The 23,448-nt window shown below is 47.2% G+C and carries 19 protein-coding genes; 5 read left to right on the top strand and 14 right to left on the bottom strand.

The window, feature by feature from the left end; all coding sequences use genetic code 11:
- Positions 1–19: 19 nt before the first annotated feature.
- The 8 genes from QUA54_RS26455 to QUA54_RS26420 form a co-directional block, all read right to left on the bottom strand.
- Positions 20–1,222 carry a tetratricopeptide repeat protein gene (locus QUA54_RS26455; RefSeq protein ID WP_333417122.1) on the bottom strand — a complete coding sequence of 401 codons (1,203 nt, stop codon included), beginning with the start codon at positions 1,220–1,222 and terminating at the stop codon, positions 20–22.
- Positions 1,223–1,573: 351 nt separating this feature from the next.
- A complete protein-coding gene (locus tag QUA54_RS26450) occupies positions 1,574–1,969 on the bottom strand; it encodes a type II toxin-antitoxin system Phd/YefM family antitoxin (RefSeq protein ID WP_333417120.1) in 396 nt (131 codons plus the stop codon).
- A 147-nt stretch (positions 1,970–2,116) separates the two neighbouring features.
- Entirely contained in the window at positions 2,117–3,103 is a 987-nt protein-coding gene (locus QUA54_RS26445; RefSeq protein ID WP_333417118.1) for a tetratricopeptide repeat protein, read from the bottom strand.
- 168 nt (positions 3,104–3,271) lie between these two features.
- Complete coding sequence (locus tag QUA54_RS26440; RefSeq protein WP_333417116.1) at positions 3,272–3,769, bottom strand: Uma2 family endonuclease; 498 nt, start codon at positions 3,767–3,769, stop codon at positions 3,272–3,274.
- A gap of 345 nt (positions 3,770–4,114) precedes the next feature.
- A complete protein-coding gene (locus QUA54_RS26435) occupies positions 4,115–4,633 on the bottom strand; it encodes a Ycf51 family protein (RefSeq protein ID WP_333417114.1) in 519 nt (172 codons plus the stop codon).
- A gap of 136 nt (positions 4,634–4,769) precedes the next feature.
- Positions 4,770–5,831, bottom strand: a complete 1,062-nt coding sequence (locus QUA54_RS26430) for an adenylate/guanylate cyclase domain-containing protein (protein WP_333190085.1) — start codon at positions 5,829–5,831, stop codon at positions 4,770–4,772.
- Positions 5,828–6,202, bottom strand: a complete 375-nt coding sequence (locus tag QUA54_RS26425) for a response regulator (RefSeq protein WP_172190694.1) — start codon at positions 6,200–6,202, stop codon at positions 5,828–5,830. The genes QUA54_RS26430 and QUA54_RS26425 overlap by 4 nt, the downstream gene beginning before the upstream one ends.
- Positions 6,195–9,902 (bottom strand): response regulator, encoded by a 3,708-nt coding sequence (locus QUA54_RS26420; RefSeq protein ID WP_333417112.1) that lies wholly within the window; start codon positions 9,900–9,902, stop codon positions 6,195–6,197. Before QUA54_RS26420 ends, QUA54_RS26425 begins: the two co-directional genes overlap by 8 nt.
- 77 nt (positions 9,903–9,979) lie before the next feature.
- Here QUA54_RS26420 and QUA54_RS26415 point away from each other — a divergent pair, with 77 nt between their 5' ends.
- Entirely contained in the window at positions 9,980–10,192 is a 213-nt protein-coding gene (locus QUA54_RS26415) for a hypothetical protein (RefSeq protein WP_333417110.1), read from the top strand.
- Positions 10,193–10,788: 596 nt separating this feature from the next.
- Here QUA54_RS26415 and QUA54_RS26410 read toward each other — a convergent pair.
- The 3 genes from QUA54_RS26410 to QUA54_RS26400 form a co-directional block, all read right to left on the bottom strand.
- Positions 10,789–13,305, bottom strand: a complete 2,517-nt coding sequence (locus QUA54_RS26410; protein WP_333417108.1) for an MASE1 domain-containing protein — start codon at positions 13,303–13,305, stop codon at positions 10,789–10,791.
- A 552-nt stretch (positions 13,306–13,857) separates the two neighbouring features.
- Positions 13,858–15,186, bottom strand: coding sequence for an ABC transporter substrate-binding protein (locus QUA54_RS26405; RefSeq protein WP_333417106.1), 1,329 nt, complete (start codon positions 15,184–15,186; stop codon positions 13,858–13,860).
- Positions 15,187–15,250: 64 nt separating this feature from the next.
- Complete coding sequence (locus tag QUA54_RS26400; protein WP_333417104.1) at positions 15,251–16,201, bottom strand: RsmB/NOP family class I SAM-dependent RNA methyltransferase; 951 nt, start codon at positions 16,199–16,201, stop codon at positions 15,251–15,253.
- Positions 16,202–16,296: 95 nt separating this feature from the next.
- Between QUA54_RS26400 and QUA54_RS26395 the strand changes: the two genes are divergently transcribed.
- Complete coding sequence (locus QUA54_RS26395) at positions 16,297–16,455, top strand: hypothetical protein (protein WP_333417102.1); 159 nt, start codon at positions 16,297–16,299, stop codon at positions 16,453–16,455.
- A gap of 160 nt (positions 16,456–16,615) precedes the next feature.
- Positions 16,616–17,614, top strand: a complete 999-nt coding sequence (gene fmt, locus QUA54_RS26390) for a methionyl-tRNA formyltransferase (protein WP_333417100.1) — start codon at positions 16,616–16,618, stop codon at positions 17,612–17,614.
- A gap of 84 nt (positions 17,615–17,698) precedes the next feature.
- Here fmt and QUA54_RS26385 read toward each other — a convergent pair whose 3' ends face one another.
- The 3 genes from QUA54_RS26385 to QUA54_RS26375 form a co-directional block, all read right to left on the bottom strand.
- The gene (locus QUA54_RS26385; RefSeq protein WP_333417098.1) at positions 17,699–18,940 is read right to left on the bottom strand and encodes an exonuclease SbcCD subunit D; all 1,242 of its coding nucleotides are present in this window, start codon (positions 18,938–18,940) and stop codon (positions 17,699–17,701) included.
- Between the two features lie 138 nt (positions 18,941–19,078).
- Positions 19,079–19,675, bottom strand: a complete 597-nt coding sequence (locus QUA54_RS26380; protein ID WP_333417096.1) for a Uma2 family endonuclease — start codon at positions 19,673–19,675, stop codon at positions 19,079–19,081.
- A gap of 88 nt (positions 19,676–19,763) precedes the next feature.
- Positions 19,764–21,041 carry an ATP-dependent DNA ligase gene (locus QUA54_RS26375; protein WP_333417095.1) on the bottom strand — a complete coding sequence of 426 codons (1,278 nt, stop codon included), beginning with the start codon at positions 21,039–21,041 and terminating at the stop codon, positions 19,764–19,766.
- 351 nt (positions 21,042–21,392) lie between these two features.
- Between QUA54_RS26375 and QUA54_RS26370 the strand changes: the two genes are divergently transcribed.
- Together QUA54_RS26370 and QUA54_RS26365 are read left to right on the top strand one after the other, a co-directional pair.
- Positions 21,393–21,698 carry a glutaredoxin family protein gene (locus tag QUA54_RS26370; protein ID WP_172190977.1) on the top strand — a complete coding sequence of 102 codons (306 nt, stop codon included), beginning with the start codon at positions 21,393–21,395 and terminating at the stop codon, positions 21,696–21,698.
- Positions 21,699–21,861: 163 nt separating this feature from the next.
- Positions 21,862–23,421 (top strand): UDP-N-acetylmuramoyl-L-alanyl-D-glutamate--2,6-diaminopimelate ligase, encoded by a 1,560-nt coding sequence (locus QUA54_RS26365; protein ID WP_333417093.1) that lies wholly within the window; start codon positions 21,862–21,864, stop codon positions 23,419–23,421.
- Positions 23,422–23,448 lie beyond the last annotated feature (27 nt).

Below are 23,448 nucleotides of genomic sequence, written 5' to 3'. Positions count from 1 at the left end.
AATCATCGCTACCCTGAAATCAAGCTAAAAACCGCACTTCTTCCCGTATTGTACGCAATTTAGAGTCATTTTTGCACAGTTTCCGGTATTTATGGGGATTGAGATCGATCGCCTCGGACAAGTTTTCGATCGCCAGCCGGATACTGGTGGCTACAAGTTCGGGGTTGTTTGTGAGTTCGCCTGCTGCTTTTTCCAGGGCGTAAACGCAAGCTTTTTGATAGTAAAGGTTTGGATCGTCGGGGTTGAGTGCGATGATTTTATCGTAGGAGGCGATCGCTTCGGTAAATCGTTGAATTGTTTTGAGGGCGACGGCGCGGTTGTACCAGGCTTCGGTGTTATCTGGCTGCAACTCTACCGTTTTGTCCCACGAGGCCACTGCTTCTTCAAAGCGTTGTAACTTGGCGAAGGCTAAGCCGCGGTTGTACCAGGTTTCGCTGTCGTTTGGCTTGAGTGCGAGGGCTTTGTCCCAGGATGCGATCGCAGCTTCAAATTGTCCCATTTGTGCGATCGCCGTGCCGCGTTTGTTCCAGGCTTCGGCGGAATTCGGCCGCAGTTGCAGGGTTTTGTCGTAGGAGGCGACGGCTTCCGGGTAGAGTTTTTCATCAGCTAGGGCTAAGCCGCGGTTGTACCAGGCTTGATGCAAGTCTGGTTTAAGTTCGATCGCTTTGTCGTAGGATGCGATCGCTGCTGTATTTTTGTCGCATTTTCTCAGGGCAAATGCTTTGTTGTACCAAGCTTCGCAGTAGTCTGGTTTGATGGCGATGGCTTTGTCGTAGGAGTCGATCGCTTCTGATAATTTTTCTACGTTGACGAGGGTGTTGCCGAGGTTCGTCCAAGCTTCGTGGTAGTCTGGCTTGAAATCGATCGCTTTTTGGTAGGATGCGATCGCTTCTGAGAGTCTGTTGAGCTTCCGCAAAACGTTGGCGCGGTTATACCACGCTTCGGGATTGTTTGGTTTGATTTCTAGGGATTTGTTGTAGGCTGCGATCGCTTCTTCTAGCTGTCCCAATTTTCGGAGGGCTACGCCTTGGTTGTACCGCGCTTCATAAAATTTTGGTTCGAGTGCGATCGCTTCTTCCCAAGATTCGATCGCAGCTTGGAAGCGCCCCATTGCTTCTAGGGCGTTGCCGCGATCGTACAAGGTTTGAGCGTTTTGGGTGTTGACTGCTATGGATTTTTCCCCTGAGTCGATCGGCTTTTCTATGCTGGCTAATTTTTGCAAGGGGTTTCACCTCATTTTCTGTCTAATTGATTCTTTTCTTTTTTATATGCGATCTTTTTCGCCTGTGAGTGCTTTCGATCGATATTATTTGGTTATTTCTCGCAATTTTACAGGATTTTGGGAACTTTTTCAATTTTTTTCAATATAACCCTATCTCGGAGATTTGTAGGTATAGATTAATACTATTTTTTTAGATGACTGCGTAGAAAAGAGGAAAGGGCGATCGCACTCAGGTGTGACAAACCTCACCCAAGATATCATTTTCACGTAACCCTTTTGAGCGATCGGCGGTTGAAACCGCGTCTTGTCAAGCGAAGTCCGCCTTTGCAGACTAATAAATAAGAGGGATATTTAAGGTAGATATGGTTTACCGTCAGCTATAGTATAAATGTCTTCTTCTGGGTCGAGTATCGAACGAAAATTAGGATCGATCGCTACTGTTTTAATCCATTCTGAGTCGTGGAAAGGCAAGCCATCAGCTAAAGTGTAGATATCTTCCGCTGAGTCTCTTAGGGAATCAAATGCTGGATTTGCGATCGCAGCTTTTAGCCATTCATATTCTTCGAGTTTTGCTTTGTTAATTATGGCGGCTTCTAGTGCTTCTAGTCGCTTCAGATCGGCATAAGTAATGATAGCAGCGATCGCTCTTCCTTCCTGTTCTATGACAATTCGTTCTCCAGTATCCTCGACACGGGCGATGAGTTCGGGAAATCTGTCATTGGTTACGGTTACATTTAGTTTGGTCATCTTTTACCTCGCTACTAATTCTTATATCATATCGTGTCCGCTAGCTTCGGTTGAAAAGTGTTTTTGATGCTGTTGTGGCGGGTTTTACCAACAATAATTGCCGCAAACCGACAATCTCATAAACCCGCCCCGCCCAAGGGCAAATCCCTATTCTTGAATCAAGGCTTGAAACCTAGTATGCGATCGAATGCTGTCAAAACCCGAATCAGTTTTTGCCATTTCTCGGTATTGGTCAGGATTCAGATTGATGGCTTGCTGCAAATTCTGGATCGCTGGGTCAATTTGACTCTGTAACCCATAGCAGCAAGCTTTATTATAAAATGCTGCGTGTAAATCAGGTTTAAATTCTAAAGCTTGGTCGTAGGAGGCGAGCGCTTCTTCCAATCTTCCTAAACTAGCTAGTGCATTGCCCCGATTCAACCCGGCTTCGTAATAATCTGGTTTGATTTCTAAGGCTTTGTCGCAGGAGGCGATTGCTGCTTCAAACAAGCCTAAATTATTCATTGCATTGCCCCGATTGTTCCAGGCTTCGTGATAATCTGGTTTGATTTCTAAGGCTTTATCCCAGGAGGTTATCGCTGCTTCAAATCTTTCTAAATTAGCCAGCGCACGGCCCCGATTGTCCCAGGCAAGGTGAAAATCTGGTTTGATTTCTAAGGCTTTGTCCAAGGAGGCGAGCGCTTCTTCCCATCTTCCTAAATTACCCAGTGCATCGCCCCGATTGTACCAGGCTTCATGTAAATCTGGTTTAATTTCTAAGGCTTTGTCGCAGGAGGCGAGCGCTTCTTCAAACAAGCCTAAATTACCCAGCGCAACGCCACGATTGAACCAGGCAAGGTGACAATCTGGTTTGATTTTTAAGGCTTTGTCGCAGGAGGCGAGCGCTTCTTCAAACAACCCTAAATTATTCATTGCATTGCCCCGATTGTTCCAGGCTTCGTGATAATTTGGTTTGATTTCTAAGGCTTTGTCGTAGGAGGCTATCGCTTCTTGAAATTTCCCTGAATTACCCAGTGCAACGCCCTCATTGTAACAGGCTTGGGGATCGGGTTTCATTTCTAAAGCTTCGTCGAAAAAGGCGGTTGCTTTTTCAAACAAGCCTAAGCCTAAATTATACAGTTCATTCCAATCCATAATTTCTGACCTCAGGGCTCAAATTGTGCAATACTCTCTTGAAATTGCTTAATTCCTTTAATCAGCGGAGGAAAATCTTAATAATCTTAAAGTATTTTTGGCAAGTTCAATGTTTCTCAAGACTAACACAACCGAACTAAGCTGACAATACCTGAGCCGCCGTCAGCACTAATTCGGGGAAAGTCGGCGAAACGAAACAATTTGTTCATTATCTCTAAACTGAGTGCGGTGATATTTGCCTTCAGCATTTAGAGAAAACACAAATACCGTCGGAATTTTCGGGTTGCCCAAATACTCTCTTTTTCCAATTGCTAAATAATCAATAACCCAGTATTCAGAAATGCCCAAGCGTTCATATTCATCTAGCTTATAAACATAACCATCTTTCCAATTAGTTGATACTACCTCGACAGCTAACTGAATCGGCGATTCCAGTGCGGCATAAGCTTTGCGTTCAGCACGCCACAAAGTACGATCGATAACATTGACATCAGGAACTCGTCCTTGCTCTATACCTTCTTTTGTGGTAGTTTTAATCGTGATGCCTCGTTTTACTACATAGTTTAGTTTCAGCCGATCGCTCTCTTGATAAAAGTGTCTGTCTGTAAATTCACTAATATCATCATGATTTCTGGTAATTGCTATTTTGACAATTTCTCCGTTCACCAATTCTTAAAGACTATCTTCCGGGAAAATTGCAATAAATTCGTTAAATTTCAATTGGTGTTTGGTGGTTGCAATCATTTTTTAAAGAATCCTTAAAGTTGCAGCCATATCCTCCGGTTCTGCCTTATCAGGCTTTGGTTGAAAACGATGAGTTTCTTAGTCTCGCGTTGCGCGGAATTTGTTTGTGTAGTAGCGATTCCAAATTATTTTTTCAGCACTTATGCACTACGATCAAAGAAACCGGGTTTTTTACCGAATCTGCGGGTTACAACGAATAATCTTGGTAAAAAACCCGGTTTCTGAACTCCTATGCGTAAGTCCTAAGAATGCGGCTGCACCCTATTTTTAAGCTTGATATTTTTTCAGAGTTGCGACTTTTTCGGGGAAGATTTCGATCGCCATTTTGTCATCATCACGAGTCGCGAGCGATCGCCTCACTTCGCCCAAAAACAGCGGCTGCGACAGCCCCGGTTCAGGATGTACAACTGTACGAACCCGGATTGTCATGTAGTCTCTGCCCCTTCCAGAGCGCCCTGGAGAGTACAAATCCGCAGCCGCTTGCCGCATCGTTGCTTCTAATTCCGATTCGGTGATCGTAGGCGGCACAGTAACTACTGTTTGAGCGCCGCCAGTATCGTAAACTAAAGAATAGCGAACTGCACCGGGAATTTCTGTGCGAGTAAACAGTCCCAAACCCAGACCGAATATACTCGCAGCGACTACGGTCATAAAACTTGTCACTCCTACCAATCGGAAGCGAATACCCCATTTGAAGATAAATGCTATAACAGTTAGAATAGCCAAGGCTGCTGTCAGAATTCCCGCCCATTGGGCGTAGATTAAAAGGTTAGAATTTACGCTCATTTGTCAATTTGGTAATTGGTCGTTTGGTCATTTGTCATATCGTTTTCCGTGGGATGGGCACGATCGAGTCAAAGTCAATAATTACACCTTCCCCCACTCCCCACTCCCCATCATTCCGGTGCAACCGGAATTGATATCATGAGGCGTTTCGGGCCACAAGCAGATAAGTCATCATATCGCCTTTCCCCTTCACCGGAATCACGCCTCGCTCCTCAAAAACATACTTACCCCGCAGGCGCTCGTAGGTAGCAACTGTCACCTGAATGCTGCCGGGGACGCCTTGAGATTCCATCCGGGAAGCTGTATTTACCGTATCTCCCCACAAATCGTAAGTAAATTTTTTAGTACCGATTACCCCAGCTTCCACCGGGCCTGTGTGGATGCCGATGCGGATGCTGAGCGGCTGACCTCCCTTGGTGCGTATCTTAGTCATTGCTGCTTGAATGTCTAACGCCATTTCGGCGATCGACTCGGCGTGGTCGTCGCTGGGCGTCGGCAAACCGCCAACAACCATATAAGCATCGCCGATCGTCTTAATTTTCTCAAGTCCGTAGCGCTCGGCCAACTCGTCAAAAGCCGAAAAAATCTCGTTGAGCAACTCCACCAACTGGGCCGGCGACAAATGAGCCGAAAGCTTAGTAAAACCCACCAAATCGGCAAACATCACTGTTACCTCAGCGAAACTGTCGGCGATCGTACTTTCCCCGTGTTTTAGGCGCTGCGCGATCGCCTTCGGTAAAATATTTAACAGCAAACGCTCGGACTTTTCCTTTTCCAGGGCCAACTCGTGTAAATACGCCTGCTCCTTATCCCGCAGCCGCTTCTTTTCCAGACAAGCGCTAATCCGAGCCTTGAGCAATACCGGATTGAACGGTTTAGAAAGATAATCCTCCGCCCCCAACTCAATACACCGGACGATACTGTCAATATCGTCCACCGCCGAAATCATAATCACCGGGATATAGCGCAACTTTTCGTCCGCTTTCAGATTTTCCAGCACCTGATAGCCGTTCATTTGCGGCATCATAATGTCTAGGAGAACCAAATCAAAAGGATCTCTTCGCAACATTTCCAGAGCTTGGAGACCATCTTCAGCAACAGTGACCAAGTGGCCTTGACGCTGAAGTCGGCGGGCCAGCAAATCGCGGTTTACCTCATTGTCATCAACAACCAGCACGCTGCCCTCGTCACCTTTCATGTCATAGCCTCTTTCAGAAGCGTTTCAATTTTACCCAAAAGTCGGGGAAACTCGACCGGTTTGGTGTCGTAGTCGTCGCAGCCGGCGGCCAGACACTTTTCACGATCGCCCGCCATTGCGTGAGCCGTCAGAGCAATCACCGGAATCGTGCTAGTTTCAGGAGCCGCCTTAATTTGCTGGGTTGCTTGCCACCCGTCGAGCACTGGCAGACTCATATCCATCAGAATCAAATCCGGTACTTTCGCGAGCGCCATCGACACCCCCTCAGCACCGTCAACAGCAATAAAGACCTCGTGTCCCTTGCGGGCCAGACGCCTGGAAAGCATATCCCTATTCATTTCGTTATCTTCGACCAACAGGATTTTAGCCATTGGTGTTCTCCTTGCCTTTCGAGTCGTACCTGCGATCGAACCTGTCATTCACTATAGAGCGAACATCGCGCAACAAAGTATCGCAACTGTAGACTCCTTTTTGTAGCACCCGATCGACACAACCGTTAAGCTGCTGGCTTTCGGCCGGTGTCAGGTCTTTCCCTGTGAGCACAACAATCGGTATTGGATCTCCAGAGTACGATTTGCGAAGTTCGCCGATCAACTCAAAACCATCCATTTCTGGCAACATCAAATCCAGCAGGATCAGATGCGGTCGGGCAATTTCTAGCTTAGAGAGAGCCGCGCGCCCGCTGTCAGCCTCCGTTACTGCCCAGCCTTGTCTTTCTAGTATGCGTCGCAGTATTTCCCGCGTGGCAACGTCGTCTTCCACAATTAGAATCTGACAGGTCAAATTGTTACTTGCAACGCCGTCTTGGTCGCGCCGGTACTTGTTCAACAAGGCAGCCAGCCGTTTGCCGTCCACTGGTTTGGTGAGGTAGTCCGAGGCACCCAACGCAAAGCCGAGGCTTTTGTTGCCAACAAAGGATAGCAGGATTACGGGAATTTCGGCAAGATCTGGATCTGCCTTTAGCGCTGAGAGTACCGCCCAGCCGTCCATTCCGGGCATGATCACGTCGAGGGTAATCGCGTCTGGCCGCAGTTGCTTAGCGAGCCGGAGAGCTTGCTCGCCGCCGCCGGCGACTTCGATGTGCAGCCCTTGGCGAACGAGGGCGCGCTGGATCAAATCCCGCGATATCGGGTCGTCGTCAACTACCAGCACCGTGCCGACAGCGGGGGCGACCGGAGGGCTAGTGCTGTCGCGGACTTTGTTGGCGATTTCCGGCTGTTGAATCGCGCTGGGCAAAAGCACGGTGAAAGTGCTGCCTGCGCCCAGCGTGCTGCTGACCTCAATGCTGCCACCCATCATATGACAGAAGCGCTGGCTGATAGCTAGTCCCAAACCCGTGCCGCCGTACTTGCGGGTAGTCGAGGCGTCAGCTTGGGTGAAAGGTTGGAAAACTCGCTGCAATTGCTCTTTTGTCATGCCGATACCGCTGTCGGCGACGCGGAAACTGAAAAATTCGGAGTTAGAAATTAAAATTTGGGAAGATTCCTCTTGATTGTTCATTTTTAATTGTTCATTTTTAATTCTTTCCACCCCGATCGCAATTTTCCCGTTTTGGGTGAACTTGGCAGCGTTGCTGAGCAGGTTGAGCAGCACTTGCCGGACTTTGGTCATGTCGGCGTGCATGGTGTCGAGGTTGTCTGGACAGTAAACTTCTAGGGTATTACCGTTTTTCTCGACCAGCGGTCTGGCCGTGGCGACAGCACTTTCAATTAAGGGATGAATGTCGAAGGTTTCTAAGTAGAGATCCATTCGGCCTGCTTCAATTTTAGAGATATCTAGGATGTCGTCGATCATCGACAGCAGGTGTTTGCCGGCGCTGCGGATTTTTTCGAGGTCGGGGACGAAAGCTTCATCGCCCAATTCTTCAGCTTCTTCTTTAAGCATTTCGCTGTAGCCGACGATCGCATTGAGCGGTGTGCGCAGTTCGTGGCTCATGTTGGCAAGAAATGTGCTTTTTGCCCGGTTGGCTGATTCTGCTGCTTCTAGGGCCGACTGCATGGCGGATTCTGCCTGTTTGCGATCGGTAATGTCTTGGACTGTGCCTTCGTAATACAAAACGCTGCCGCTTTCGTCGCAGATTCTGCGCGCGTTTTCGGAAATCCAGATCGTGCTGCCGTCTCGGCGGTATATTTGGGATTCAAATTTTGATATTTGACGGCGAACCCCCAATTGGGCAATAAACTCGGCGCGTCGCTTGGGGTCTACGTAAAGTTGGCGGTTGAGGTTTGCGAGTTCGGCGAGCATTTGGGTAGAGGATTCGTAGCCGTAAATGCGGGCTAGTGCGGGATTGGCACTGAGGTAGCGCCCGTTTGGGGTGGTCTGGAATATGCCTTCGACTGCGTTTTCAAAGATGCTGCGGTATTTTGTTTCGGATTGTCTCAAAGCTGCTTCTGCTCGCTTGCGCTCTAGGGCATTGGCGAGCATTTCTCCTACCATTTTTAGCTGTGTGGATATTTCTGGCGATAGATTTGCTATTTGCTTTAAGGCATCGAATCCGAGAAATCCTACTAGGTTTTTACTGCAAATTAGGGGAATAATTATCAGCGATTGGATATTTTTTAGCTGTTTTTTTGATTCTAAATTATTGAGGGAAGCGCCAATCGAAGGTATTGAGGCGATTGCTGTTTGATTGGCTGTTGTGGATGGGGAGTCTCTCTGGAATTGGGCTGGATTTTGACCGATAAAATAGCCAATTTCGGCTTTTGCTGGGGGTTCGAGTTCGCCGATTTCTGGAATATAGAGGCATTCGGCGCGATCGAGCTTTTCTGCGATCCAAGGGATTTGTGCGATGTTTATTTGTTTTTGGGTGCTGCCTTTTATTACCGGAATGCAGTCAGCGCACCACTCGTAGGTTTTGTCGGCACGGGTTTTGTCTTGAGATAACAGGTAGATGTAACTGCGGTCAAACCCGCTCAAAGTGGCGATCGCTTCCAGAGTTCGATCGATGCTTTTGTCTATTCCCGATGCGGTCTGACTGATTAAATGGGTTGACCAACTGGCAATCAAATGATTGAATTCTACTTGATACTGCAAAGATTGTTCTACTTTTTTGCTATCGGTAACGTCTCGAAAGCTCCCGACTCTGTTCGCTCCGACTTTTTTTGACGGTAACGAATTTAATTCGATAATTTTTCCGTCTTTCTGTTCTAATAATTCGCTGATTTGAGTATCCGGCTCTGCCGACACTTCGAGCGCGTTTTGGAGAAATCCTTGGGGGTCTTTTAATTGTTCTCGGGCGAAGGGGAATCCTGTTCCGATGTTTTTTTTAACAGTGCCGAAGGTCGATCGGCTCAAGTTTCCTTGGCGGGCGGATAAACCCCACATCTCGACAAATTTCTGATGAGAATTGCATATATTGCAGTTTCTGTCAACCGCTATAATTCCAGCATCTGTAAATTCTAGAACGGCTTGCAGCATCGAGAGCGATTGCTTGTGTTCTCTAATGTCAAAAAACACCAACACTGATATTTCGCCGCCCTCAACTGCGGGATTGAAAAAATAGGAAACTGGTAAAATCTTGCCGTCGCGGCACAGAAACTCGTCGTCCCAATTGCTGCAAGGTTGACCGGAGGCGATCGCCTCTTGTAAACCTAGTGTAGGTGCGATCGCTGCATCTTCACTATTGCTTGGCAACTGTTTCCGAGGCGTCAAAACTTGGGATTTCTTGCTTTGATTTGGGTGACTGGCGATGCGCTGTAGCAGAGAAACGCCTGCAAGTTCCGACTCTCGCCACCCCAGCAAGCGTTCGGCCTCTGGATTCACCGAGATGACAAACCCTTTCGCGTCAAGGATACACAATCCCGCCCCCAAACTGTTGACAGTCGCCCGCAGCCGATCGATTTCTGAAGCTGCTGGAGAGTCTTGAGGCGACTGGGGCGAGGAACTCAAATCCTGTAGTGCCACCGGATCGGAGTTCAAACAAGCCTCCCGCAGCGGTTCCTCCTCACTCCGAGCTCCGTCGTAGCTACAACTTACCTGCTCTAAGAATAGCTGCCACTGCTCGGCATTGGGAGGGGGCGACTCGCTGGCTAAACCGAGCTGTTCGAGTTGGCGCTGGAGGTGAGAATGCATAATTTCTGGCGCTTTGTAGGCAACTTTATACAGTATATCTTTTTAATTAATAGTATATATACCCCGCTATACAGTTAGTGGAAAGGTACGGGATCGAACTTTCTCATAGGTTTGAGCGAAAAGCCGATCGAGCATCTCTGCTCTCCAAAATCTTTCCAACTGCGCTAATTATATTTATAGCAGATGTTGAAGGCCCTTCGGCTCCCTTCGGCTTCGGGATCGGGCAAGTCGCCCAGGGTAAAAAGAAGGAAGAAGGAAGAAGCAATAAAAGCAAGGGTTTTAGCAATTAAGAACGTCCTTACCCTATGGACGCTTTCTATAATAGTATCAAAAATTTTTCGATTGTCACCAAACCGATGTTCTGAATGTCGGCCGCACACTCAAAAATGGTATTTTATCAAGTTAACTTACGCTGAAAAACCCGGTTTCTGCCAAAAATCGCTTTTTTGACGGCCCGACTTAGGTGAAGAAACCGAGTTTCTGGAGGGAGCAATATCAAATCCGGTTAGATAGGAATGATACCGAGCGTGCGAACACGGCGATCGCACTGCACTCTGATTATTCCGATGCCAGTGGAAACTATAGCAGGACTTTGTTACTTACTGCGAACTTAATTAGGGTTAGAGTGCAAAACATGATATTATACCTGCTTATTTAAGAATAAAAGTAATAAAAATAAGTCGATCGATGTGATAAATTATAAAAACCGCGCCCGACGGTTAGGAATTTTTAATTATTGCTAAAAAATGAACTCTGATATTGCAACTTCAGTCTTCCTTCTTGCTTCTGCTATATGGTCAAAATCTCCATACCTGCTAGCGAAAGAATCAGCAAATTGCGGAGGCTAATAAATTTAGTAGCAATTGAAAATAACTGTTAAAAAATATTATTTATCAGAGTTTTCGGTTGATATCGAAAGGTCGGTGAAAATAGCTGGCAGCCGAATTATAAAAGTAGAACCTTTATCCAACTCGCTGAATGCGGTAATGTCTCCGCCCATCATTTCGCAGAATTTCTTAGTAATCGTCAGCCCCAAACCAGTGCCGCCGTACTTCTTAGTAGTTGAGGAATCGGCTTGGGTGAAAGGATCGAAGATTTTGGCTAACTGTTCGGGATTCATGCCAATGCCGGTATCTTTGACTGTAAAAACGATCCAATCTTGAGGGGAAGATAAGAGAGATAAGCTATTTTCAGCTTGGCCATCTCCTCTATACGCTCCAAGTTTTTTGCCTTTCTTTGCAGAGTCGGCGGGGGTTTCGACGGATCTGGTAACGGCGAAGGTAATCGCGCCGGAGCGAGTAAATTTCGCGGCATTGCTGAGGAGGTTGAGCAGAGACTGCCGGAGTTTAGTCAAGTCGGTCTGCATCGAGCCAATATCCTCGGGGCATTGTATTTCTAGGATATTGCTATTTTTGTCTGCCATCGGCGCGATCGTGGTAACTACTTCCTCAAGCAGAGTTGAAATGGTGAAGGTTTCGAGGTGGAAGTCGATGCGGCCTGCTTCAATTTTGGTCAAGTCGAGAATATCTTTAATCAGGTCTAGTAGGTGCTTGCCGGCCGTGTTAATTCTCTGGAGGTCGTCGATGAACTCTTCGGCACCGAGGTCTCGGGCGTCTTCTTGCAGGATCTCGCTGTAGCCGATGATAGCGTTGAGGGGGGTTCTGAGTTCGTGACTCATGTTGGCGAGAAAAATGGTTTTCGAGCGATTTGCAGCTTCCGCGGCTAATGCGGCCCGGCGGAATTCTTCGGAACGCAAGCGTTCGGTGATGTCGCTGGTCATGATTAAAACGCACTGAGTGCTGGCGAGGTCGATGAGTTCCACTGACAGCAGCCAGTCGCGCACTTCGCCGGCTTTGGTGCGAATTTTGATTTCTTGGTTGCTGATCGAATTTTGTGCTTGCAAAATCTGGGCTAGCCGCCGCCCGTCTTCTGAATTGACCAAGATTTTTAACTCGCTGGCGGTGCGGCCGATAAATTCGTGCCGCAGCCAGCCTAATGATCGCAAAAAGCTTTCGTTGGCATCGAGGAAGCATCCGTCTGTGAGGGTGCAGATGCTGATACCGACTGGGGAGGCGTGAAATGTTTTGGAAAATCTTTCTTCTGAAGAACGCAGCGCGGCTTCTGCCCGCTTTCTGTCTGTGATGTCTTGGACGGTGCTGGTGATGTAGAGGAAGTTGACGGCGGCTTGTTCGTAGACTGTGCGGTTGCTGCCGTCGGGGAGTACGAGCCTGTAGTCGATGCTGTAAGGCTGTTGGTGAAATAAAGCTGCTTCGATCGAGGTTTTGACTAATTCTCTGTCTTCGGGGTGCACGTATTCCAAGAAGGCTTCAAGGCTGGGTTCAAAAGTTCCCGGTCGCTCTCCCAGGATGCGATAAATTTCCTCTGACCACCGCAATTGCTGGGTGTTGCGGTCTAAGTCCCAGTTGCCTAGTTGGGCGATGCGCTGGGCGTTGGCGAGGCTGGCTTCGCTGGCGCGCAGCGAGGCTTCTGCTTGGTTGCGTTCGGCGACGGTGGCGGCTAAGACTAAGCCGGTGACGGCGATGACGGCGATGAAGGCTTGCAGGGATAACAGTGCTTGGGGGATGCTGCTAGCGTGTTTGAAAAAGGGGCCGCTGCTTCGGGCTATGCCCCAGATGGCGAAGCCGCACAGGATGAAGTTGGAGAGGGCCGTGTAGCGCTGGCCGAATCGAAAGGCAGCCCAAACTACTAGGGGAAATGGTAAGTATTCGAGGGGATAGCGGGCGTAGGCGGCGCGGGTGCGCGAGCAGAAGACGAGCCAGCCGACTGCTAGCAGCAGCAGCAGCCAAATCGCTCGTTCAGCTATCTTTTTTTTGCGATGGGTGGAGACTTTGGGGAATTGTTGCCACGCCAGCAGCAGCGGGGCGACGAGCAAAATTCCCATAGCGTCTCCCACCCACCAAGTCGCCCAAATGGTGCCAAAATTGCTGCAGCTAGATAAGCTGCTCAGGCATACGACAATGCTGCCAATGGTGGAGTTGATCAGGGTAGATCCTAAGGCTGCTAGTCCGACTATTCCTAAAACGTCTTTGAGCCGATCGAGCCGTGCGCTAAAGTTAATGCGCTGCAGTAGATAAGTTCCCGTCCACGCTTGCAGGGTTCTGGCGCCTGCCGAGATCAATGCCGTGCCGATGTTGGCCGACGGTGCGCTCATGCTGAACAGGAAGCCTCCGATCGCGATTCCCGGCCACAGTTGCCGCCCGAACAGCAGCAGGGCGACTTGGGCAATTCCTGCTGCTGGCCACATCGGGTAAATTTCTGAACTGAGGGTGAGGGTGGAAACGGCGAATTGCGACGCCCCATAGTAGGTCAGGGCGATCGCACCTACTGCGAGGAAGTACCGCCAGGAATGTCCTCTGATGGCGTTAAGGAACTTTGTCTGCATGGTCGTTTGGGGAAAAGGTTGACGGTTGTTGGGGTTTCAGTAGGTGGCACGGGACGGGCACAGGGTAGAGAAGATGTTTCTATTAAGTGATGGTAGGTCATGGGTGGTAGGTAGGGGGAGAACCTTTTGAGCTAACTTTTTGTGGCGCCGTTGAAGGTTCGGTTTTTTTTTGCTGTGCGATCGAATCTGCGCATCAATTTCGGGGGTAGCCGTTTTTTGCCAATATATCTGTAATGACTAAGCATTTGGTTTGTAAATTTTGGGTTTTGTTAAAAATTTATTACCGAGGTACAGCCGGCGTCTTTTAGTGTCGGGCGATCGCAACTCGATTTAACCTAACATCTTGCACCCTTGTCAATAATACCCAAGCAACCGATAACAGCGACACAAAATCTCAGCTTTTAGGTAAGCCCAAGGCAAGAAATCCGGTTTCTGACTATAAGTGCAGGCAGAAGTGATTTTAACTGGATTTTCAACCAATTAATTGATGCTTCAAGTCTTTTGATTCAATACAGTGAAAGCAGATAATTTACAGCAAATTTTTTTTATTCTCTATTTCCCTTTGGCTGTTGCAATATCTAAGGTTAGTGTCAAACGCTCTTGAGATTCTTTAAGGGCGTCTTGGGGGTTGCGGCCGAGAAGGGTTGCCTCTATGGCGCGACCGAGGTTTTCTGACAGGCGGGAGTAACCTGAAATAATGGGTCGCGCTCTGGCTGAGTTCATTTGCTCTAAAAATACTCGCAAAACAGGGTTTTTTTCCACAAAGCTTTGATAAGCTTTGCTCTGTCTCGATTTTAAGTTAACGGGCAAGTAACCTGTTCCCAATGCCCATGCTGTTTGGAATTCTTCACCTAGAACGTATTCTAAGAATTTTAGGGCTGCTCGCTCTCGTTCAGGGGATGTTTTCATTAAAAATAGGTTTTCACCCCCAACGACGGCTGCGGGGCGTTTGAGGGCGGGTATCGGCATCACTGCGTAGTCGATCGGGCTTTGCTGCAATTGTGCTAGCGTCCACGGCCCGGTGATTTGCATGGCGACTTTACCGGCGATGAAGTTGTCGAGTTCGTAACCGCGTTCTGGTGCTGACAGTATTGCTGAACCTTCTTTTAACAAGTCTCTCCACAATTCTAAGGCCGCGCGAGAACCGGGATTGTCTATTTGGGGTACGGGAGTTTGAGGTGTTGCGGCTTTGAGTTCGCCGCCTGCACTGAACATGAATGGCAGCCAGGTAAATACTGTCCATTCTCCTTTGCCTAGGGGGAGGACTATGCCGTGTTGGTCTGTGCGGCCGTCTCCGTTGGTGTCTCGGGTGAGCGATCGGGCTACTTGCTTTAATTGCGCCCAATTCTGGGGAACTTTTTTGATTCCTGCTGCTTTAAATAAGCTGGGACGGTAAAATATGGCGGTGTTATTTGTACCTAGGGGAACTGACCAAGTATGTCCGCCCAGTTCCATTGACTCGAAGAGTGCCGGGTCGATTTCGGCTTTCCGGGGCGATTTGTTAAGCCAGTTTTCTAAGGGTTGAATTGCGTTGAGTTCTGCTAGCTTTCCTGAAATTGTGGCACTATTCCACAGCAAATCCGGCGGTGCATTTCCAACTATTGCTGTTAGTATTTTTGGGAGTTGTTGGTCTGGCTGGCCGATGTAAACTGGTTCGATATGGATGTTGGGATGCGTTTTGTTGAATTTGTCTGTGAGGGTTTGAAATACGTCGCGATTTGGTGGAGGATTGATGCCGTGCCACAGTGTAATTTTAATCTTTTCGCTGTTTTTTTCTGGGCTTTCACAGCCGCTTAATATTACCAAATTTAAAATAAGTAAAATGCAAGCAGCTAGTTTTAGTTGCATTTTGATGGCTTGGGATAATTTTGATAAAATCATTTTTTAGTTGTATTCAGGAAAGAAGTTTTTTTAACCGCAAATGAAAGCCGATGGACGCGGATAGTTAGAAGTTGGTAAAACAAGTTAAATCTAGAAAATCGGCTGGTAGCTGATTTCTCTCTCCATCCGAGGTGTTTTGAAACAAAACGGTGAAAGCTCCTGCTCCTAGTTTATCTTGCGGCCACATCCGATAGCAAGGAATTTCTGTCAGGTGCGATCGATATTTTTCTAAATGAGGAACAGTGACTGGCTGAAATTCGGGAAATTTGCTTAACAGCCATTCGCTGACTTGTTCGTTTTCTGCGGTTGAATAAGTGCAGGTCATGTATGCAAGATAACCTTGGGGCGCTACAATTTTAGCAGAATTGGCTAAGATTCTTTTTTGGCGGTTGGCATTGCTGTTGATGGTGACATGATGAAAGCATCCGGGTGCTTTGTCTCCTTTTGCTAAGAGTGATTGACCAGTACAAGGAGCATCTACTATTACTAAATTAGCAGTTTGTGGTATTTTTTCGGCAAGTATTTTTGAATCGACGTTAGCGGTGGCGGATGGTAGGATTTGGCAGCGTCTTAAATTAGAGATCAGCATTCCCATGCGTTTGCCTATGACTTCGTTGCACAACAGCAATTCTGGGTTTAATGTTTTCCATGCAAATATACTTTTTCCTCCGGGCGCGGCGCACATATCTAAGATTAGTTTGATGGGCTGCGGTATTTTTAATAAGGTGGAGGCGGCGAAGATTGAGGAAAAGTCGAGACAGTAGTAATGTCCTGCTTGGTGTAAGGAATGTTTTCCCGGCTTGGATTCTAAGGCCAGTCTATCTACAAATTGCGGTTGCCAAGAGACGGGAATTTCGACCGTAAATGGGTTTTTTGTAGGCTTTGGTTGCAACCACAAGATGGCAGGATTAAAAGGTTGGGGATTTGTGACGGCGTAAATAAATTTTTCTTGTTCTGCGGTGTCGGCAAATAAGCTGCGGCTGAGTTTTAGCAGGAGATTCGACGGTTTTTCCATGTTCGAGGAGATATGATAAGATTGAGATTAGCAGTAAGCAAGGTAAATCCGATGATAATTCCTAGTGTAGAACAGTTATAGTTAACTTGAGAAGAATGGAGGCAAATGTTGTTGCGTCTATCAAACCAATTGCTTTTGAGCGTTTGAGTCGGGTGGCACCTGAGTATGAATCGAGATTCTTTTTGCCGATCGCACAAGTCGGAACTCTTCTCGAAGTGTATAATCTAGGAGCAAACTACCATTATTTGAGCTAACCAATAAGCATTACACGGGTTCGGCGGGTGAAAACACTCCTAAACTACCTTGTATCATAGCTCCTACCCGCTTAATAGTCTCTACAATATACTATGGTTTTTTGCCATTACCTACTTGATGACTGATGACAGATAACTACTTACTAATAACGAAGAATCTATGAAAATTGTCTTTTTTGGCACTCCCGATTTTGCTGTTCCTACTTTATCTAGTTTGCTAAGTCACCCAGAGTTTGAGGTTGTGGCTGTGGTGACTCAGCCGGACAAACGCCGGGGAAGAGGGAATCAATTGATGCCTTCACCTGTAAAAGATGTGGCTTTAAATCACACTCTCCCGGTTTGGCAGCCCCAGCGAATCAAGAAAGACGCTGAAACAATTGCTAAGTTGCGGGAAGCGGAGGCGGATGTGTTTGTGGTGGTGGCTTACGGTCAAATTCTGTCTCAAGAAATTCTTGATATTCCTAGTTTGGCTTGCGTTAACGTTCACGGTTCAATTTTGCCGAAGTATCGCGGTGCTGCACCGATTCAGCGCTGTCTTTTTGAGGGGGAAAAGACAACAGGAATTACTACTATGCTGATGGATGCTGGCATGGATACTGGGGCGATGCTGTTGAAGGCTTTTGCTGGTATTTCACTGTTGGATAATGCGGATTCTTTGGCGGATAGGTTGGCGGAAGTTGGGGCGGATTTGTTAGTGGAAACTTTGGTGAAACTGAGGGACGACCAAATTGAAGCTGTTGTTCAAGATGATGCTGAGGCGACTTATGCGCCGATGATTAAGAGTGCGGATTATGTGTTGGATTGGTCGAAAAGTGCGATCGACCTTCACAATCAAGTTAGGGGCTTTTTCCCGGATTGCACGACGACTTTTCGCGGCAATTCTCTGAAGCTGATAGCTACTGTGCCCGTCGGGCCGGAATATTGGCTGCAAATGCCAGCGGATTTGAGAGTTTTGGAACGCGAATGGCCTGTTTTAGCCCAGTTGTCGGGCGCAAATGGAGAAGTTGTTAAGGTTGTGAAGGGCTTGGGGGCGATCGTCCAAACCGGTGATGGTTTATTATTGTTGCGGGAGGTGCAGTTGGCGGGGAAAAAGGTGCAGTCTGGGGTGGATTTTGCCAATGGAACTCGGTTGGCGGCGGGTGAGATTTTTGGGAGTTAAATAGTATATTTAGGGCGGGCAAGATGCCCACTCTATAATATTTGGCAGCAAAATCATCCTGTAATTAGATGCGCGACACTTGACCTAAAATTCGACCAAAACCTCCTGTTTCTCTCCCAACAAACCCTGCGCCGCCTCTAACATACTCTCCGCAACATCTTTCAAATCGTCGCGACTTGCCAGATAAGTTTTCAAAGCTTCTAATGGTTCTATACTATTATTAGCATTCAATTCGGGTAAACGCGGCCTTGCTAACTGACTGACTAATTCCGGTTGAATTGTGTAGCTGTGCGCTTCGCCCAGAAGTGCGTGCAATTCTGCGTTGTCGATTAAATCTAATTGTTCCGATCGCAATTGGTAAATCAATCTCACAACCGCGTCTTGGATCTCTTTCTTGCCAATAGCTTTAACTAACTCAGCTTGCGGGTTTTCCGATTCGGAAACATTCACTTTAATCGTCTGAAACACCCGCACTGGCAAAGTGCAAAATTCCCACTCAGCTTTTCCCCGTTCCAAATTAACTAACACAAAACCTTTATCTTCTTTCTCTTCGCTAAAATCAACTCGTTCGATACTTCCGGGATAAATTACTGGCGGATTGTTGGAAGCATTGAGATTTTGGTGTTTGTGAACGTGGCCGAGAGCAACATAATCAAAACAAGGGCGAGTTAGCATGGAAACGGGTATGTTAAAACCTTTGCCAACTGCTAAAAAACGCTCGGCACCCAAACTCGCTTTATCTGCCATTAAGTGCGCTAAAAGTACGGTTGGTATGTCGGGGTTGAGGCGGCGGATTTCGCCTTCCATTGCGATCGTCAGTTTTTCGGTTAACAATTGGTTAACATCGCCCATAGACAGGCTTTCAGTCTCGGAACGTGTCATTAAGGTCGATCGAGTCAACCAAGGCAATGTTACCACCTGTACGGGCCCGCTGCGGGTTTGAATCAGGTGAGTGTCCAGGCGATCGCCTACAATAAACTTAGGTATTCCCAAAGTCCGATAAATCCCCAAACTCGCGCCGCCTTGTCCCTGAGAATGTTGGTCGTGATTTCCTACCAGCAAAACCGTCGGAATTTGCGCGTCCACCAAGCGGCTGAATTGGCGAGCAAAAGCCTCTTTTACAAACGGTGGAGGCGTAGAATCTGGGAAAGCATCGCCGCCGAATATGACTAAATCTACGGGTTCAGAAATTGCTCTATCCATACATTTGCTCAGCGTCGCCGCGAAGTCTTCCAAGCGCGTATTTAAACCAGTTTCTGGATTAATCCGCCCGTGAGAAAAGCCGCTACCCATGTGAATGTCTGAAAGGTGTAAGATTTTAATCATTGTTTTTTATTTGTAAAGTATCTTTTGGGTTCGTAGTGAGGACTTCAGCCCTCCTTTAGCTTCGGCAGAAAAACTAAAGTCTTTACTAAGAAGTAGGTTTAAGGTTTTTGTCAAAGTACAGACGAGAAAATTTTCCTACTAAAAATCTGGTTTCATACATGACAATACCATGCCGGGGACTTTTTGATAAAATTGTGCGATCGGGCAGCGAAAATCTATACTCCTTAACTCTAACTCATCTCCTTGCCGGTAAATCTGAGAAACCCAATTTTCCTCAGCATTGAGTCGAAAACACTCAATTTTCATCTCAGATTGAGTGATGAGTACGTATTCTTGCAAACTCGGAGAAGTTTGATAATCGGCAAATTTATTGCCTCTGTCGAAAGCTGCTGTTGAGGGCGACAATACCTCAACTACTAAAGATGGATATAAAATGAAATCTTCAGTAGTTGAGGTATCCCTTTCGTCGCAAGTCACAGCTACGTCAGGATAGTAATAGCAATTTGCCTCTTCCAGTCGGACTTTTATATCTGATGAAAGAACTAAGCATGGCGTATTCAGAAGATGATTTCCCAGCAGCCGAACTAAATTACTACCAATAATAATGTGAGGCTTTTTTGCCCCCGTCATTGCATAAACGTGCCCGCGTCTGTATTCGTGTTTGATCGGGCTTACTCGCTCACCTTCTAGGTACTCTTCTGGGGAGATGTAAAAATTATTCTTGCTAAGAAACATTGATGTTTCCTCCGATATTTTTATTTAACACTATTGGTTAATAATCGCATACCCGGGTGGGAAACGGCCGTGCCGTTTCCCTACAAATTTAACAAAACTCCAAAAATCGTGCGTGCCACAGTTTGCCGCTTTCCGTCAAACCCTGCGATCGCACTTTAATTTTGACACTTTTGGGGTTAGCCTCGTATAGTCGGGCAATTTCCTGCATTTCCCCGGCGCTAAAACCCGTTCCCACTGTTCCTACTGGCACTAATTTGCCATCAATTTCTTGCGCTACTTTGATGGCGCTAAATGGCCGCCCCGCAACTTTTGTATTTGTCAATCCGACAATGAAAAGGTCTAATTCTAGACAGTATTTAGTCCTCACCATCGGATATTTTTTAACATCTTTGCCGCCCACATAGCGGCAGTTGTGCAACACCCAAACTTCACCTTCTCTATTTTCAGATTCCTGCTGATTTGCCAACACGAGTTTTTCGGCTGCGGTGCGAAATGTCGGTACAATTTCAAAGGCTGGGGATAAATTAGCCAGCATTTCGCCAACTTCAACTCCCGCTGCAATCCGTTCGGATTCTGCTACGGTAGTTAGGTCATTCCCTTTGAAAAACAAACTTTTAAAAATGGCATAAATTGCGCTGGGCTGGATTGTCGGAAAACCGCTTTCAATATTAACTGTAGCAGCTTGCGCCCCCGTGCGGTGTTCGCTGCCGGTACAGCTTTTGTAATACAGTTCGCCGTCTAAAACAAAGGTGCCAATTTTAGCTGCCGTGTCGATTAATGTGCGATCGATCTCAATCGATGCCTGTTGCCGGAGGTTAGTCGATCGCGATTGGTAGTATACTTTATCTGGCGTCGCGATGACAACTACTCGATTGCCGTCGCGCTTCGGCTGCCCCCAATAATCGGGATTTTCGATATAATAAGAACGATCGCTCGGCGCGTCAACCGGCTGCATCGTCACAATCCTTCCCGGCTGCAAGTGCGGCGGCAATTCGGGAACAATGGGATTGTTGGCAGTTTCTATTTTTGGGGCGGAAGTTGATTGTTTAGCAGGAGCGAAATCGGCGGTAGAATTGTTTGGAGTATTGAGGGCGATCGGCTTTTCTCCGGTTTCCAATTCAAAAGCTCTTTTCCAAAAGCCAAAAGCCATTTCCTGATATCCTTCCGACTCCGCGCACAGTGCAAAACCAATAACTTTTGCCGTACCAATTCCGCGCCCGTAATCAGCTAAATACTGCACGGCCCCCCCTTCACCCATCAAGTGCAATCCTCGCGTGACGATGCGATTGTTCCAGCGTTCTCGAATGTCGGCGCTAATTTTTTTAGCTGCTTTTCGCTTGGCTTCTGCGTATTCGGTGCAGTCCATACTGCCTCCTTTCTGTAGGGCTATTTATATACTATACTAAAGATTGATTAATTAGTCAAGATTAAGTTTACAATTAGGTGTTGTGAATAAATTTAAGTCTTTGATTTGTGAACTAGATTTATTTTTTTACCGCAGAGGCGCAGAGGGCACAGAGGAAGAGAAGAAAGAGAGGGATGGGGTTGTAGTGTTTTGATTGTCAAGCGCGGTAATCTGTTCGCAGCCAATGCTAAGATAACTTCGATCGCGCATTGCGACCAATAAAGCCGCGAGTTGCGTCTTACTCGCGTTGGGTTCGCCAACTTGCGATCGCACGTTCGAGAATTTAATATCAAGTCTAATTGTAGTCTTATGATGCGATTAATTTTGTACAGCAAACCCGGCTGCCACTTGTGCGAAGGGTTGCAAGAAAAACTCGAACAGATTGAAAGCCTCAAGTTTCAACTCGAAGTCAGAGATATTACTGAACGCAACGATTGGTTTGAAGCTTATCAGTACGAAGTTCCAGTTTTGTTTAAAGTGCAGCCCCAGCCAAAAAATTCTGTTGGCGAGGCTGGATTCTCCGCTGAAGAACTGTTACCCCGTCCTTCTCCCCGCTGTAGTGTCGTCCAATTGGAGCAAATGTTACAGAAATATTTGCAAATCGATCCGTCACAATAATACGATTTACGCAAAAACTCACGTCTTAATCCGGGCCTCGGGGTTGGCGGTACGCACTTTACTGTAAACCTGTATGGTGCGCACAGCAAAAGCCTGTAGATAGCGGCTCAAAAAATGTGTTGCGCAAGTCATATTCAAGACATCCAAGTAAGGAGTTTTTCAGATGAAATTGAGAGAATTATTAGCAGCAGTTCCCAGCATTTCCTTTGACGCCAAACATCCTGCCCTCGATGCCGAAGTCAAGGGTTTATCCACTAATTCCCACGCTTGTCAGGCGGGAGATTTATTTTTGGGAATGCCGGGAACTCGGGTAGATGGCGGAGATTTTTGGCAAAGCGCGATCGAATCTGGTGCAGTTGCCGCCATAATTTCCACCCAAGCAGCCGAGAAGACACCCCCCCAACCCCCCCTTGCTAAGGGGGGGCTAAAAGAGGTTCCTTCCCCCCTTAGCAAGGGGCTAGAAGAGGTTCCCTGCGTCATCGCAGCAGCCGATATGGCTGAAGTTTGCGGTCAAATAGCAACTGCTTTTTACGCCAATCCAGCTAGCAAATTAAAACTTGTCGGCGTTACCGGGACTAACGGCAAAACTACAACAACTCATTTAATCGAATTTTTGCTCAATGAAATGCAGTTGCCGACGGCGATTTTTGGCACGCTTTACACTCGATGGCCGGGCTTCCAACAAACTGCACTTTACACCACACCTTTTGCAGTTGACCTGCAAAAGCAATTAGCAGAAGCTGTAGTCGCCGGATGCAAACACGGCGTGATGGAAGTCAGTTCCCACGCCCTAGCGCAGCAGCGAGTTTTGGGCTGTAGTTTTGAAGTTGCTGTATTTACCAACTTGACTCAAGATCATCTGGATTATCACCGCGATATGGAAGATTATTTTGAGGCTAAATCGCTTTTATTCAGTCCAAATTACCTCAAAAATCGCGCTGTAATTAATATTGACGACCCCTACGGGAAGCGGATAGTTGAAACCGTTAAGTCTGAAAAAGTTTGGAGTTATAGCACTAACGACAAAACGGCAGATTTGTATGCTTTTGATTTGCATTATCAGCCCAATGGAGTTAAGGGAATGCTGCACACTCCCAAGGGCGAAACTGCTTTTGTTTTGCCTTTAGTCGGTCAGTTCAATTTATCAAATATGTTGGCTGCTGTCGGTGCTGTTTTAGAATTGGGTTTAGATTTGTCCGCAATTGTGGAGAAATTATCTCAGTTTTCGGGAGTACCGGGACGGATGGAACGGGTGCAAATTAGTCCCGACCAAGATATTAGCGTCATTGTCGATTACGCGCACACTCCCGACAGTTTGGAGAACTTGCTGAAGGCGTCGCGGCCGTTTATTCCGGGTCAGATGATTTGCGTGTTTGGCTGCGGCGGCGATCGCGATCGCACTAAGCGGCCGATCATGGGTAAAATTGTTGCAGAATTAGCCGATTTAACTGTTGTTACTTCCGACAATCCGCGCACTGAAAATCCCGATCGCATTTTGGAGGATGTTTTAGCCGGAATTCCCGCCGCAGTAAAGCCGATCGTGATGTGCGATCGAGCCGCTGCAATTCGCACTGCTATTATGGACGCTAAACCGGGAGATGGCGTGCTGATTGCAGGAAAGGGACACGAAGATTATCAGATTTTGGGCACTGAAAAAGTCCATTTTGACGATCGAGAACAAGCGCGAGATGCCTTGAAAGCCAGAATTAATTCGGTTAACTGAATTTGGTTAACTGTTAACGGTTAACTG

This window comes from Microcoleus sp. MOSTC5 (assembly GCF_036701825.1).
GTDB lineage: Bacteria > Cyanobacteriota > Cyanobacteriia > Cyanobacteriales > Microcoleaceae > Microcoleus > Microcoleus asticus.
Note: the sequence above shows the minus strand (reverse complement) of the source record. Positions and strands in the feature narration are given on the sequence as shown.